We start from the raw sequence: 14,356 nt of genomic DNA on the forward strand, positions 1-14,356 counted from the left end.
GAATGCCTTTCCTTGTATGGGGGGGGAACGGGGTGTTACTTCTCGGCGTACTGGTACCGGCGGGTGTCGTCCAGGTTGTCGGCGGTCATCACCACGTTCGGGATGACCACCTCCTTCTCCACGTCGTCCGTCTCGCCCTCGATGGCCGCGACGGCGGACTGCAGCGCGAGACGGGCCTCCTGTGCGGGGTCCTGAGCGACGAGCGCGCTGTAGATGCCCTGCTCCAGCTCTTCCACCTGGTTGGGGTACGCGTCGTAGCCGATGAGGTGGACCGCGCCGATCTTGTCCGCGTTGCGGAGCGCGGCGACCGCCCCGACGCCGCTGTTTCCCTCCACCGAGAAGATGCCCTCGAGGTCCGGGTTGTTGAGCAGGGCCGAGTTGACCTTGGTGGTGGCTTCGGAGGGCTGGCTGTACGCGTAGTCGATCCCGACGACCTCGATGTCGGGGTGATTCGCCTCCATCTCGTCGACGAAGCCCTTCACGCGCAGGGTGTCGGTCGTGATCGTCGGGGAACCGGAGATGACGAACACCTTGCCCTCGTCCCCGATCAGATCCGCCATCGTCTGAGCCGCCTGACGGCCGCCATCCTCGTTGTCGCCGGTGATGTGCGACACGAGATCCGATTGGTCGGTGACGGTGGTGTCCACGGTGATGACCGGGACGCCCTGGGCGGCCGCCTTCGTCACGCTGGCCTGCAGCGCGTCGCCATCGGTCGGCGCCATGATGAGCGCGTCGACGCCCTGCGCGAGCGCGCCGTCGACGAAGGGGAGCTGCGTCTGCGGGGAGTAGTCGCTCGAGCTTCCCTGGTACATCAGCTCGACGCCGAGCTTCTCGGCTTCCTCCTGGGCCGCCAGCTCCATGGCGACGAAGAACGGGTCGGATGAGATCCCCGGCACGAAGGCGACCCTCGGCTTCGCACCGCTGCCGGCGGTTCCCCCGTCGCCCGGTGCGGTGGAACAGCCGGCCGTAGCGAGGGCCAGGGCGGCCGCACCCGTGAGGGACAGCACCGTCTTCATGGTGATGCGCATGTCGTCAAGCTCCTTTGCTTTTCGCGGTGCCTTGCGGCGAACCCAAGGTGAACATGATTGTCAGACAACCACGAGCAGATGTCAAACATGTTTCGCGGGGGTGTCGCTGATGCTTCCTCCACTCCCGACGACCCTGGGCACGAGAGGAACGATATCGTTCTCATTGACCGCTCGCATAGCGACCGAGACACTCGCGGCGTTGTGCGTAAACGCCCACAACGACGGGACCTCTGCTCTCCTCCTTGTCGCGGCAGCGGCCAGTGATATCGTTCTCTCCCACCGGCGGACAGGCGTCCGCCGGCAGACCGCAAGGAGGCGCCGTGACCGCACACCTCATCGCCGTGGGCGACAACTGCCTGGACGTCTATCTGCGACAGGGGAACTACGCGATCGGTGGCAACGCCCTCAACGTGGCCGCCGACTGGCGCGCCGCCGGTCGGCCGGCTCGGTACATCGGCGCCGTGGGAACGGACCCTGCTGCCGAGCTGCTGCTCGCCGGGGTTGCGCAGGCCGGTCTGGGCCCCGAGCACGTCCGGCGACTGCCGGGGGCCACCGGCGTGACGTTCATCGACCTCGCCGACGGCGACCGGAAGCTGCTCCACGAGGAGTTCGGCGTCGGGCTCGATCTCCGACTGGACGAGCGTGAGCTCGCCGAGGTGGCGAGAGCGGACTGGGTCCACCTGCAGGGGACGGCACCGGAGGCCCGACTCGTCGAGCGGCTGGTCTCCGCCGGCGCGCGCGTGAGCGTCGACCTGTCGACCTACCACGTCACCACCGGCATTGCGGGCGTCGCCGTCGCCTTCGCCTCCGTCTCCGGGAGCGACGCCGCCGAGGCAGAGGCCCTCGCCGAACGCCTCCTCGCCGCCGGCGCCGCTCTCGCCGTCATCATGAGGGGCGAGCACGGATCGATTGCATGGGACGGGGTGGAGATGGTCCGGCACGCCGCACAGCGGATCGACCCGGTGGACACCTGTGGGGCCGGCGACAGCTTCATCGCGGCGTTCACCGGCGCGATCGTCTCCGGGGCCCCTGTCAGGGCCGCGATGGCGGAGGCTACGGGCGCGGCGTCTCGCACCTGCCTTCACTTCGGCGGGTGGGAGCAGACCCTCAATCCGTCCCCGCAGTGGCTGCACGATCAGGCGGTGGCGGTGGGGATCTCCCCCGCGCTTGTCGGCGGCGCCGAGTAGTCCAGATTTGGAACCGTCTCCCATGATTTCGGCGCCGGTCGGAGCACGACACCTTGCCCCGGGGACCACAACGTCCGGCAGCGCCGCCACGGGGCTCAGGGTGGTGGCCCGTGTCCAATGAGAAGCATGCGGGGATGCCGGCGGGCCATCACCCCGAAGCGCGGGACGGCCGCCGCTCCTCGGCGACGATCCGCGAGGTCGCCGTGCTCGCGGGCGTCTCCCCCGCGACCGCCGCCCGCGCCCTGAACAGGTACGGCTCGGTGAGCGCGGCGACGATCCGGAAAGTCTCCCTCGCCGCGGATCAGCTGGGCTACCGGACCAACCCCATCGCTCAGGCGCTGCGTCGTGGACACGCGAACTACGTCGGCTTCCTCCCCGGCGATCTGGAGAATCCGTTCTTCGCCACCGTCGCACGTGCCCTCGGCGACGCGGTCGAGGAGGCCGGCTACACGCTGACCGTCTCGAGCTCGGACGAGCGACTCGACCGCGAGCAGAAGATCGTGGACACGCTTCAGGCGAACCTGGTGTCGGCGTTGGTGGTCGCCCCGGTTCCCGGTCACGACCGCTCACACCTCACCCGGCTCGCCGCGGCGGGCATCCCCCTGGTCATCGTGGACCGCGCCATCCCTGGGCTCGCTGCGGACACGGTCACGGTGGACAACCGGGGAGGTGCGCGCGCCGGAGTCGAGCACTTGCTGGATCGAGGACATCGACGCGTGGGCTTCGTGAGCGACGTGCTGGAGATCGCGTCGTCCCAGGACCGACTCCAGGGCTACCGGGACGCCCTCTCAGCGCGGGGCTTTGTGCACGACCCGGACCTGCAGAGCGTCGCTCAGCCATCCCGCGACGGCGGCTACCGGGCTGCCCTCGCCCTCCTCGACCGACGGGATCCTCCTTCCGCGGTCTTCGCCGCAGACAACCTCATGACGCTCGGCGTGCTGCGCGCCGCCGGCGAACTGGGTCTGCGGATCCCCGAGGAGTTGTCCCTCGTCGGGTTCGACGACTTCGATCTCGCGACGGCGGTCCGCCCGACCATCACCACAGTGGCTCAGCCGGTCGCGGAGATCGGCCGGCGGGCCGGGGCGCTCCTGCTTCGCCGCCTCGAGGGGTGGGACGGTCCTGCGGAACACGTGAACCTGCCCACACGACTGATCGTCCGGGAGTCATCCGGGGGCGAGTCGGCGACGTCCGAGGGGTCGGGGGGTCGTCCAGGCTCTGCCTCGTGACCCTGAGCGCGGCGACCGTACGGCGCTGGCGGGTTGCGTTGTTCCTGATGTTCTTCCTCCCGGGCATCGCCGGGGCGTCGTGGGTGACGAGGACGCCGACCATCCGAGACGTCCTCGGCGCGTCTCCTGGGCAGATGGGCCTGCTGCTCTTCGGCCTCTCGGTCGGCGCAATGGCCGGCGTTCTCGCCTCGAGCCCCGCTGTCGCCCTGTTTGGCGGGAGGACGGTCGTCAGCCTCGGGGCTTCGGCCACGGTGCTGGGACTGCTGGGGGTGCTTCTCGGCGCGGTCGCCGCCGCTCCCATCGCCGTCTTCGGCGGGCTCGCTCTCCTCGGGGCCGGCGGCGGCTTCGCGGAGGTGGGTCTCAATGTGGAGGGCAGTGCGATCGAGGCCGCACTCGGCGGACGCCCGCTGCTGCCGCTGTCGCACGGCGGCTACAGTCTCGGCACCTTCATGGGTGCCGTCGCCGGAACGTCCCTCAATGCTTTCTCTGTTCCCATCGGCGCCCATCTCGGTGCCGTCGCCCTGCTCGTCATCACATGCCTGGTGTGGGCGGCGCTCAACATCCCGCCCGGCACGGGGCGAGCGGACGTCTGCTCCCCTCGACGACGGCTCCTCGTCGTGGCGCCCAAGAGAGGGCCTTTCGGCGTCCGGGTCGGAACACGGGATTCGCGGCTCCTGGCGCTCGGCGGCATCGTGCTGGCGATGGCCCTCGCCGAGGGAGCTGCGAACGACTGGCTTCCGCTCATCCTCGTCGACGGGTTCGGCACCTCCGCGGCCGAGGGGGCCTTCGTGTATGCCCTCTTCGCACTGTCCATGACGGTCGGGCGCCTCTGCGGAGGCCCACTCATCACCCGGTTCGGCCGCGTTGCGATCGTCCGGGCCAGCATCATCGCCGCCGCGACCGGCATCGGCGTCGTCGCCGTGCTGCCCTCACCAGCCCTCGCGGCCGTCGCCGCGGTGCTGTGGGGACTGGGATCGTCGCTCGGCTTCCCACTGAGCGTCTCGGCCGCCGCCGACGGACCGGAGGAGGGCGCGGCGGCCCGCGTCGGCAAGGTCGCGACCGCCGGCTACATGGCGTTCCTCGTGGGTCCGCCACTGCTCGGCTTCCTCGGCGGGCACGTCACGCTCCGCCTCGCCCTTCTCGTCGTCCTGGCCGTCGTCGTCGCGGCGTGGTTCGGTTCATCCGCCGCCCGCGAGCAGACGAAGACCGCGCACGGCGCGCCGGAGGAGGGCTGACAGACGGCCGGCGCCGGCGCGTCGCCGGGTCAGTTCCCCGACGCGACGAACAGCGTGCCGGTACCGGTGAAGGTGAGGCGTCCCTCGTCGGGCGTCACGAACACCGATGCACCGGCCGCGAGCTCCGTCCGGGTGCGCTCGCCCACCACCTCCGCGGGTCCGCCGAGCGCCAGCACGATCGCAGCGCCTGGCGGGGTCCAGCGCACCGCGGCGTGTCCGGCTTCCGCCGCGGTGGGCGATGCCGGCGTCACACGGGCGAGGACGAAATCGGGCACATCGGGCCGGAAGACCTCGACGCCCCGTCCCTCGTCGAGCGGCTCGATTCGCGGGGCCGGGAGCGGGCGGAAGATCAAGACCTCCCGCAGCTCCTCCGCGTCGACGTGCTTGTCCGTGAGCCCACCGCGGAGGACGTTGTCGGAGGCCGACATGATCTCGACGGCGAGGCCCCGCTGATACGAGTGGATGTTGCCCGACGGCAGGTAGAGCGCCTCTCCGCGGGCTAGGGAGACCCGGTGCATGAGCAGGGCCACCAGTGCGCCGGGGTCTCCGGGGTGCCGTTCGGCCAGCTCCGCGAGAGTGGCCGTCTCCCTCGGGAAGGAGGTGGCCGCCGAAGGCTGGGCGGCCGCCTGGAGCGCCGAAAGGGTGCGCGCCACGTCATCGGCACCGCTCAGCGCCCACCCCACAACGTCGCGGAGCACGGCGTCCGGCTCGCCCGCGAGCCGTCCTCCCAGATCGTCGAGGAGGGCCGCGTCCTCCTCGTTCGCCGCGCGGCTGCGGAGCTCGACGAGGATCGCTCGGGTCCGGTCGAGGTTCTGGAATCCGGCGAGCGCCTCGAAGGTCTCGCTCAGCGCGACGACCAGTTCCGGCTTGTGGAGCTCGTCCTTGTAGGTGCGGTTCGGGGCCTGCAGCGGGATGCCGGCGGCGTCCTCGCGCGCATACCCGTCCCGCGCCTGCTCGATGGACGGATGGGCCTGCAGCGAGAGCGGCTCGTCGGCAGCGAGCAGCTTGAGCAGGAAGGGCAGTCGGTCCGCCCTTCGATGCGGCCCCAGGGTGGTCTCGGGATCGGCGGCGATCCACTCGTCGAGGGTCTCGCACCCGCCGGTCATCGAGGAGTCCCTGATGCGACTCGGCGAGATGGGGTGCGCGCCGAACCACAGTTCCGCCTCCCGCTCTAGCTCGGGCTCGCGCCCGAGGATCTCCGCGATCGCCGTCGGCGATCCCCACGTGTATTGACGCGAACTGTTGGCGATCTCGACGAACAACGGGACTTCCTCTCCTGTCGCTCCACGCTACCAACGGCCCGGCAGAGTCCCTCGGGCCTGAGCGCCCACAGGTCGTCTCACCGCCCCTGGGCAGCTCGCTCGCGCGCAGGACGCGACTTCCCTCTCGATCTCGGAGTCGGCCGCGGGCCGGTGCCAGTGCGTATGCCGGACGCCTCCAGCAGCAGGCGCCGGACCGCGAGGCGCTACACACTTCCGTCTCGCGGATACCCCGCCCCTCGCCGCAGGCCGGGAACGGGCCGGGCCGGAGATGGAGCCGTCTACGTGTAGTGCCGGGATCAGCCGTTTCGGCCTGGCACCACGGAAACGGAACGGCCCCCGTCCAGCGGGGCTGGCGGGGGCCGGTCGCGATCGAGGGCGCTTCAGCCCTTCTTCTTCTCCGAGGCGCGGCGGGAGGCCCGGTTGACGGGCGGGGCCGCCGGCGCGGCGTTCGACTGGCCGAACGAGCCGCGCGGAGCCGCCTGGCGCGGCTGCGGGGTGCCGGCGCGCTGCGGGGCCGGGCGGTTGCCCGGGGCCGGCGCGGGCGGCTGCTGGCCGAAGCGCCCGCCGGTGGGGCTCAGCGTCTGCTGCTGCTCGGCCTCCTTCTGCTGCGCCTTCGCCGTCGCCGCGCGCTCGATCTGACCGCGCTGGTTGCGGACCTCGACACCGCCCGCGTCGCTCGGCGCGGAGTAGCTGAGGTTCTGCGCAGGAGCCGGCGTGCCGCCGAGGCCCTTCGCCGCCACCGTCGGCGCGATGACACCGGTGGGGGCCGACGTGACCTCGACCTCGAGGTTGAACAGGTAGCCGACCGTCTCCTCGCGGATCTGCCCCATCATCGTCTGGAACAGGGCGAAGCCCTCGCGCTGGTACTCGACGAGCGGGTCGCGCTGCGCCATGGCGCGCAGGCCGATGCCGTCCTTCAGGTAGTCCATCTCGTACAGGTGGTCGCGCCAGCGGCGGTCGATCACCGAGAGCACGACTCGGCGCTCCAGCTCGCGCATGGCCGCCGCGCCCAGCTGGGTCTCGCGGCGCTCGTAGGCGAGCTTCGCGTCGGACATGATCTCGCGGCGGATGAAGTCCCGGCTGATGCGGCCCTTCGAGCCGGCCTCGGCGAGCACCTCGTCGATCGTGATCGAGATCGGGTAGAGCGTCTTCAGCTCCGCCCACAGGGCGTCGAAGTCCCAGTCCTCGCTCGCGCCCTCACCGGTGTGCGAGTCGATGACCTCCTCGATCACCGTCTCGAGGAAGGCCTGCGTGCGCTCGTGCAGGTCGCCGCCCTCGAGGATGCGGCGGCGGTCGGCGTAGATCGCCTCGCGCTGGCGGTTCAGGACATCGTCGTACTTGAGGACGTTCTTGCGGATCTCGGCGTTGCGGGCCTCGACCTGCGACTGGGCGGAGCGGATGGCGCGGCTGACGACCTTCGACTCGATGGCGAGGTCGTCGGGGACGCCGTTGCGGCCCATGATCGCCTCGGCGGCGCCCGAGTTGAACAGGCGCATCAGGTCGTCGGTGAGCGACAGGTAGAAGCGGCTCTCCCCCGGGTCGCCCTGACGGCCGGAGCGACCGCGGAGCTGGTTGTCGATGCGGCGCGACTCGTGCCGCTCGGTGCCGAGCACGTAGAGGCCACCCGCGGCGACGACCTTCTCGGCCTCGGCGGCGACCTCCTCCTTGACGCGGTTGAAGACGCCCTCCCAGGCGGCCTCGTACTCGTCGGGGGTGTCGACCGGCGACAGGCCCTGCGTGTGCATCTCGGCGACGGCGAGGAACTCGGCGTTGCCGCCGAGCATGATGTCGGTGCCGCGGCCCGCCATGTTGGTGGCGACGGTCACGGAGCCGAGGCGGCCCGCCTGGGCGACGATGGCGGCCTCGCGCGCGTGGTTCTTCGCGTTGAGGACCTCGTGCTTGATGCCCTTCTTCGCGAGCAGGCGGGAGAGGTACTCGCTCTTCTCGACGCTCGTCGTGCCGACGAGGACGGGCTGGCCGCTCTGGTGCCGGCGAGCGATGTCCTCGACGACCTGCTCGAACTTGGCCTGCTCGTTCTTGTAGACGAGGTCGGACTGGTCGATGCGCTGCATCGGCCGGTTCGTCGGGATGGGGACGACGCCGAGCTTGTAGGTCGACATGAACTCGGCCGCCTCGGTCTCGGCGGTGCCGGTCATGCCGGACAGCTTCGTATAGAGGCGGAAGTAGTTCTGCAGCGTCACGGTGGCGAAGGTCTGGTTCTCGGCCTTGACCTCCACGCCCTCCTTCGCCTCGATCGCCTGGTGGATGCCCTCGTTGTAGCGGCGGCCCATCAGGATGCGGCCGGTGTGCTCGTCGACGATGAGCACCTCGCCGTTCATGACGACGTAGTCCTTGTCCTTCTTGAACAGGGCGCGCGCCTTGATGGCGTTGTTGAGGAACGAGATGAGCGGGGTGTTGGCCGACTCGTACAGGTTGTCGATGCCGAGGTAGTCCTCGACCTTCTCGATGCCGGGCTCGAGGACGCCGACGGTGCGCTTCTTCTCGTCGACCTCGTAGTCCTCGCCCGCGACGAGTCGCTTCGCGATGTTCGCGAACTCGGTGAACCAGCGGTTCGCCTCACCGGACGCCTGGCCGGAGATGATGAGCGGCGTGCGGGCCTCGTCGATGAGGATCGAGTCGACCTCGTCGACGATCGCGAAGTAGTGGCCGCGCTGCACGAGGTCCTGGGGCTGCCACGCCATGTTGTCGCGCAGGTAGTCGAAGCCGAACTCGTTGTTCGTGCCGTACGTGATGTCGGCGGCGTACTGCTCGCGGCGCTCGGCGGGGGTCTGGCCCGCGAGGATCACGCCGGTCGTCATGCCGAGGGCCCGGTAGACGCGGCCCATCAGCTCGGACTGGTAGCTCGCGAGGTAGTCGTTGACCGTGACGACGTGCACCCCGCGCGACGTGATCGCGTTGAGGTACGCGGGCAGCGTCGCGACGAGGGTCTTGCCCTCACCGGTCTTCATCTCGGCGATGTTGCCGAGGTGGAGCGCCGCACCGCCCATCAGCTGCACGTCGAAGTGACGGAGGCCCAGCGTGCGCTTCGATGCCTCGCGGACGGCCGCGAACGCCTCCGGCAGGAGGTCGTCGAGCGACTCGCCGTTCGAGTACCGCTCGCGCAGCACCGTCGTCTCGTTCTTCAGCTCCTCGTCGGTGAGGTGGGTGAAGTCGTCCTCGAGCTCGTTGACCTGCCGCGCGTAATTCTCGAGCCGGCGGAGGATGCGGCCCTCGCCGACGCGGAGCACCTTCTCCAGTACGGATACCACCGAGTCGTCTCCCTGCATTCGGCGCACGGCGATGCCGCCGCGCAGCCGCCCATGGTAGCAACGTTATCCCGCTGTTACCCGGGAGGCGCGGTGGTCGGCGGGAACCCGGAACGGCACCCGCCGGTGGCGCTCCGAGAGCGGCGGAGAGGGGCGGGGAGCCCGGACGGACTCCCCGCCACCCGTTCAGTGCCGCAGCGCCCGGGCGGTCGTGACCGCCTCCTGCACCTCCTCGGCGTGCTCGTCGAGTCCGATGACCCCGTAGTCCCAGCCCTTGCGGCGGTAGACGACGCTCGGGCGGCCGGTCTCGGAGTCGATGAAGAGGTAGAAGTCGTGACCGACGAGCTCCATGTAGTAGAGGGCGTCGTCGACCGTCATGGGCGTGGAGGAGAAGGTCTTCCGCCGGATGACGACCGGCGAGTAGCCGTCGTAGCCGAGCGGCTCGTCGTCGTTCGTGCTCGCGGCGGGCGCGGCGCCGTCCGGCACGATGCTGATCGACCCGGTCTTCGGGTCGATCCTCCGCAGCGTCTCGGCGTCGGCGGGGACCACGTCCGCGAGGCGGAAGTCCTGGTGGTCCACGGCGCGGACGGTCGGTGGACGATGTTGCCCTCGATGCACCTTCCGCTTGTCCCGCGCCCGGCGCAGGCGTTCCATCAGCTTGTCGAACGCCAGCTCGAACGCCGCGTACTTGTCCGGCGCACCTGCCTCCGCGCGGATGATCGGCCCCCGGCCGATGATCGTCAGCTCGACTCGATCGTCACCGGCATTGCCGTTCGTCTTCTCGTGGTGGCGGCAGAGCCGCACCTCGAACATCGCGGCATCGTCGACGAACGGACCGAGCTTCTCGGCCTTCTCGTCCACGTGAGCGCGGAACCGATCCGTGATTCCGCAATTGCGTCCGATGACGGTGATGTCCATGCTGACCTCCCGGGATCGAGGCGCGTCGCCCTCGATGGATCTGCCCCCGGCCCGGTCGGTTCTGTTCGCGTCGCGCCGAGGGCGGGCGATCTGGAACGCCTGTGTTCACTGACCTTAAACCTCCCGTTCGCTCGTGTCACGATTCAGACGGGATGGGGGCGGGGCTTGACGGATGGGGTGCTCTCTGCAGAGGCGTCGCGGCCAGCGTGACCGCTCCGAGCACCCGTCCGCCGGCCTCCCGCACCGCTCGCGCCGCCTCCTCGAGGGTCGCTCCCGTGGTCACCACGTCGTCGAGGAGCACCACCTCGCGGCCCGCCACGGAGCGGTCCGCGGCCATCGCTCCGGCCAGGTTGACGGCCCGGGCGGCGGCGGCCAGTCCCGCCTGGTCGCGCACCGCCCGCACATGCCGGAGGGCGCGGGCGAGCGGCAGCCGGGCGGCCCGAGCGAGCACGGCGAGCGGGAGGTAGCCGCGGCGTCGCGTGCTCGCCGGCGCGCTCGGGACGGGGACGAGGAGCAGCCGCCGGTCCGCGACGGGCGCCAGGTCGGCGGCCGCGACTGCAAGAGCCCGGCGGAGCGCTCTGGCGAGCACCGGGGCGGCGCCCGTGGCGCCGGAGTCCTTGAACGCGGCGATCACCCGCGCCACGGGTCCGTCGTACGCGGCGGCGCTCCACACCCGCATTCCTCCGGCCAGGCGCTGCACGACGACCTCACCGGCCAGCGCGCGCTCGCACGCGGCGCACACCGCACGGTCGGGAGCGCCGCAGCCGGCGCACGCCACCGGGAGGACGAGCGCGAGGGCGTCGGCGAGCGCCGCGCGGAGGGAGGCGAGCACCCGGCCACCCTGCTTCCCCGACCGCTCCCGGCCGCACCGTTCGCGGGATCGGCGGACGGCGGCGAACTCTCCGGATTGGGGAGGGCTACTGCTGGGTCGCGAGGTACGTCACGTCGCTGGCGGTCGTCTGCCACGCCGTGCCGCGCAGGACGCGGACGTCCCCGTCGGAGGTGAGCACCCGCAGCCCGCTCTGCCCGTTGCCGCCGACGAGCGCGACGGCGTCCGCGACCGGGGCGACCGTGTCGAGGACGGGGCCGCCGACGTCCTGCAGGCCGACGGCGGGGGTGCCGTCGATGCCCGTGCCCAGAGAGGCGACCGTCGTGTCGCTCACCCACGTCGCCGTCGTCGCGCCGGTCGGCGCGATCAGGTCGAACCAGGCCTCGGAGAGCCGCACGGGCACCCCGTCCTCGCGGACGATGCCGTAGACGCGCAGGACGGGACCGGCGGCGGTCCCGAGGAGCGTGAGCAGGCGGGTCGAGTCGCGCGAGACCGCCATCGAGAGGACGGTGGATCCCGCCGGCCAGCCGGACGCGACGGGGACCGGGTCGCCGCCCGGCGGCGTCGCGAGGAGCGCGGCAGGATTGCCGCGCGGCACGGTCCAGACGAACCCCGCCTCGTCGAGGGCCGGCGCGATCAGCCCGGGGCGAGTGTCCACCGTCACCGGATCCTCGCCCGACCGCACCGCGGCGACCGTCCCGTCGCCGGCGAGCACCGCGACGAGCTCGGTCTCCGCCGAGTACACGGCCGCCGAGGGAGCGAGCCCGGCCACCGCGTCGCTCAGGCCCTCGAGCGGCTCGAGGTCGCCGCCGGTGAGGAAGCCGAAGGCACCGTCGCGGCCCACGAGCGCGCTCGGGTTGATGAGCGGCTGCACGATCGGCGCGGTGCCGCCCGTCAGGTCCGGGATGTCGAGGTCGGTGCCGTCCACGTTGATCCGCACCGAGAGGATGGAGCCGCCGACGAGGCTGCGCCCCAGCTGGAACTGCATCCGCTGCTTCGTGACGTCGTCCGCCTGCACGACCTCGTCGTTGAGCTCGACGGTGGCCTGCCCGTCGGTCGGCGTCACCGACTGGCGCTCGAGGCGTGTGCCCTCCGGGAATGCGGTGGCGAGCACCGGCGGAGTGAGGGGCGCAGCCGGTCCTGCCAGCAGGGCCTCGACGATGCGCGTGGGCGCGTCCGCGGTCGACGGGAAGAAGCGGAGATCCGGGACGAGGTAGGTGAAGGTCGGGTCGAAGAAGTAGAGGGGGCGCTCCGAGAAGAGCCGGTCGAAGATCGCGCGGGCGAGCACGGTGCCGTCGGGCGCCTGGCTGATGCGCCACTCGCCGCCCTCCTCGGCGAACCGGAACTGCAGCTCCATCGACTCCGCGTCCGCGAACTCGGTGTAGCGGCCGCTGCCGTCGACGCTCGCGGTCGCGGGCACGAGGAGGCGCAGCGACGCGTCGCTGTCGGCGAGCGTCGACGTCGCCCGGCCGTGGATGAGCACGCCGGCCGCGGGGTTCCACTCGGTGGCGAGGTCGCGCGTGAGGAACTCGCGCGCCACCTGATAGTTGTCCTGGGGTCCGGCGCCGGCCGCGATGAAGCCGGCGAGGATCTCCGAGGGGGTGTCGCCCTCCTCCGGCCCCTGCGGGCGGAACGCGAAGCCCAGGTCCTCGCCGCGCTCGACGGGGTTCCCCTCGCGGACGGGGCCGCTCGAGGGGATGGTGGCGCAGCCCGCGAGCACGAGGGCGGCGACCGCGGCGACCGCGGCGCGCAGCAGGCGCGGGGTTCTCATGCGGCGTCCTCCGGCGGCAGGGGCAGCGGCGACGACGCGATGGGCACGCCGGGGCGGCGCGGCAGGGTGAGCCGGAACGACGAGCCCTGGCCGGGCGCCGACCAGACGTCGATGGTGCCGCCGTGGAGCGCGGCGTCCTCGAGCGAGATGGCGAGGCCGAGGCCGGTGCCGCCCGTTGTGCGCTTGCGGGAGGGGTCGGCGCGCCAGAAGCGGTCGAACACCCGGGACGCGTCGGCGGTGCTCATCCCGACGCCGTGGTCGCGGACGGCGAGCGCCACCGCGGTCTCGTTGCTGTCGACGATCACCTCGATCGGCTTGCCCTCGCCGTGCTCGATCGCGTTGGCGAGCAGGTTGCGGACGATGCGGCGGATGCGGCGCGCATCGAGCTCCGCCTCGAAGTGCCCGCCAGGCGCGACGAGGCGCAGCTCGGTGCCCTTGCGCTCGGCGAGAGACTCCATGCCGCCCATGGCATCCTCGGCGAGCTTGACGAGGTTGACCGGCTCGCGCTCGATCTCGACCGCGCGGGCGTCGTAGCGGCTGATCTCGAGGAGGTCGGTGAGCAGCGACTCGAACCGCTCGACCTGGGTGTGCAGCAGCTCGGCGGTGCGGGCGGTGGTGGGCTCGAACTTCTCGCGCTGGTCGTAGAGCACGTCGCCCGCGAGGCGGATCGTCGTGAGCGGCGTGCGCAGCTCGTGGGACACGTCGGACACGAAGCGCTGCTGCACGCGCGACAGTCCCGCGAGCTCGGTGATCTGGTGCTGCAGGCTGTCCGCCATCTCGTTGAAGGAGTGCGCGAGGGTCGCGATGACGTCCTCGCCCCGCTCCGGGATCCGCTCCTCCAGGTGCCCGGCCGCGAGCTTGCTGCTCGTCTCGGCGGCGATCCGGACCGGCGCGATGACGAGCTGGACGACGATCCAGGTGACGGCGCCGATCAGCAGGATGAGCGCCATGCCGCCGAACGCCATCGTGCCCTGGACGAAGGTGAGCGTCTGCTGCACCTCCGACAGGTCGTAGAGGAGGTACAGCTCGTAGGCGCCCGCCCCCGGCACGTCGACCGCGGAGCCGACCACGACGCCCGGACGGCCGTCGCCGCTGTCGCCGTTGATGCTCACCGACTGCCAGTACTGGTCCTCCTGCCCGGAGGACACGCGCTGCCGCAGCTCGTCGCTGACGTAGGTGTCGGCGTTGCCGCGGACGACGTCGGGGAGCGCGAAGTTCGTCTCGGTGTCGGTGGCGCGGAGGAACGCGATGCCCGAGTACGAGGTGGCGATCGACCCGATGCGGTCGATCACCGACAGCTGCACCAGGCCGAGCGCGCTGTCGTCGGCCGCGGTGGTCGTGTCGAAGGTGGACTGGGCGAGCTCGGTGGCCCGTGCCGACTGCTCCGTCACCTGCTCGACGCGGGCGTCGAACAGCCCGTTGCCGATCGTGTAGGTCATGTAGGTGCCCGTGCCGAGCATCGCGAACGCCGACAGCAGCAGCGTGATCGCGACGATCCGCACCTCCAGCGAGCGGCGGAAGGCGCGGACGACCGCCTCGTAGGCGGTCCGCGGCGCGCGCGTGAGGCCCGCGAGGCGGATGCCGAAGGGGATCTGGCGGAGGTCGGCCGCCGCCGGCCGCGGGCTGGTCACGGC

Annotated in this window: 10 protein-coding genes; 3 read left to right on the plus strand and 7 right to left on the minus strand. The window is 71.4% G+C overall.

What is annotated here, in order from left to right:
- Positions 1-35: 35 nt before the first annotated feature.
- Complete coding sequence (locus J3P36_RS06875) at positions 36-1,028, minus strand: ABC transporter substrate-binding protein (protein ID WP_210506451.1); 993 nt, start codon at positions 1,026-1,028, stop codon at positions 36-38.
- 320 nt (positions 1,029-1,348) lie between these two features.
- Between J3P36_RS06875 and J3P36_RS06880 the strand changes: the two genes are divergently transcribed.
- The 3 genes from J3P36_RS06880 to J3P36_RS06890 all read left to right on the plus strand — a co-directional run bounded on the left by J3P36_RS06880 (position 1,349) and on the right by J3P36_RS06890 (position 4,676).
- Entirely contained in the window at positions 1,349-2,215 is an 867-nt protein-coding gene (locus J3P36_RS06880; RefSeq protein WP_210506452.1) for a PfkB family carbohydrate kinase, read from the plus strand.
- Positions 2,216-2,349: 134 nt separating this feature from the next.
- Positions 2,350-3,441 (plus strand): LacI family DNA-binding transcriptional regulator, encoded by a 1,092-nt coding sequence (locus tag J3P36_RS06885; RefSeq protein WP_210506453.1) that lies wholly within the window; start codon positions 2,350-2,352, stop codon positions 3,439-3,441.
- A gap of 47 nt (positions 3,442-3,488) precedes the next feature.
- Positions 3,489-4,676 (plus strand): MFS transporter, encoded by a 1,188-nt coding sequence (locus tag J3P36_RS06890; protein ID WP_210506454.1) that lies wholly within the window; start codon positions 3,489-3,491, stop codon positions 4,674-4,676.
- A 29-nt stretch (positions 4,677-4,705) separates the two neighbouring features.
- Here J3P36_RS06890 and manA read toward each other — a convergent pair whose 3' ends face one another.
- The 6 genes from manA to mtrB all read right to left on the minus strand — a co-directional run bounded on the left by manA (position 4,706) and on the right by mtrB (position 14,353).
- Positions 4,706-5,938: a mannose-6-phosphate isomerase, class I gene (gene manA / locus J3P36_RS06895; RefSeq protein ID WP_210506455.1), complete on the minus strand. Its 1,233-nt coding sequence runs from the start codon at positions 5,936-5,938 to the stop codon at positions 4,706-4,708.
- 380 nt (positions 5,939-6,318) lie between these two features.
- A complete protein-coding gene (gene secA, locus J3P36_RS06900) occupies positions 6,319-9,207 on the minus strand; it encodes a preprotein translocase subunit SecA (RefSeq protein WP_210506456.1) in 2,889 nt (962 codons plus the stop codon).
- Between the two features lie 183 nt (positions 9,208-9,390).
- A complete protein-coding gene (hpf, locus tag J3P36_RS06905) occupies positions 9,391-10,122 on the minus strand; it encodes a ribosome hibernation-promoting factor, HPF/YfiA family (RefSeq protein WP_210506457.1) in 732 nt (243 codons plus the stop codon).
- A gap of 136 nt (positions 10,123-10,258) precedes the next feature.
- On the minus strand, positions 10,259-10,954 hold the full coding sequence (locus J3P36_RS06910; RefSeq protein WP_210506458.1) for a ComF family protein: 696 nt from the start codon (positions 10,952-10,954) through the stop codon (positions 10,259-10,261).
- A gap of 85 nt (positions 10,955-11,039) precedes the next feature.
- Positions 11,040-12,722, minus strand: coding sequence for an LpqB family beta-propeller domain-containing protein (locus J3P36_RS06915; RefSeq protein ID WP_210506459.1), 1,683 nt, complete (start codon positions 12,720-12,722; stop codon positions 11,040-11,042).
- Positions 12,719-14,353: an MtrAB system histidine kinase MtrB gene (gene mtrB, locus J3P36_RS06920; RefSeq protein ID WP_307806976.1), complete on the minus strand. Its 1,635-nt coding sequence runs from the start codon at positions 14,351-14,353 to the stop codon at positions 12,719-12,721. The genes J3P36_RS06915 and mtrB overlap by 4 nt, the downstream gene beginning before the upstream one ends.
- Positions 14,354-14,356 lie beyond the last annotated feature (3 nt).

Source organism: Naasia sp. SYSU D00057, assembly GCF_017916505.1.
Classification (GTDB): domain Bacteria; phylum Actinomycetota; class Actinomycetes; order Actinomycetales; family Microbacteriaceae; genus Naasia.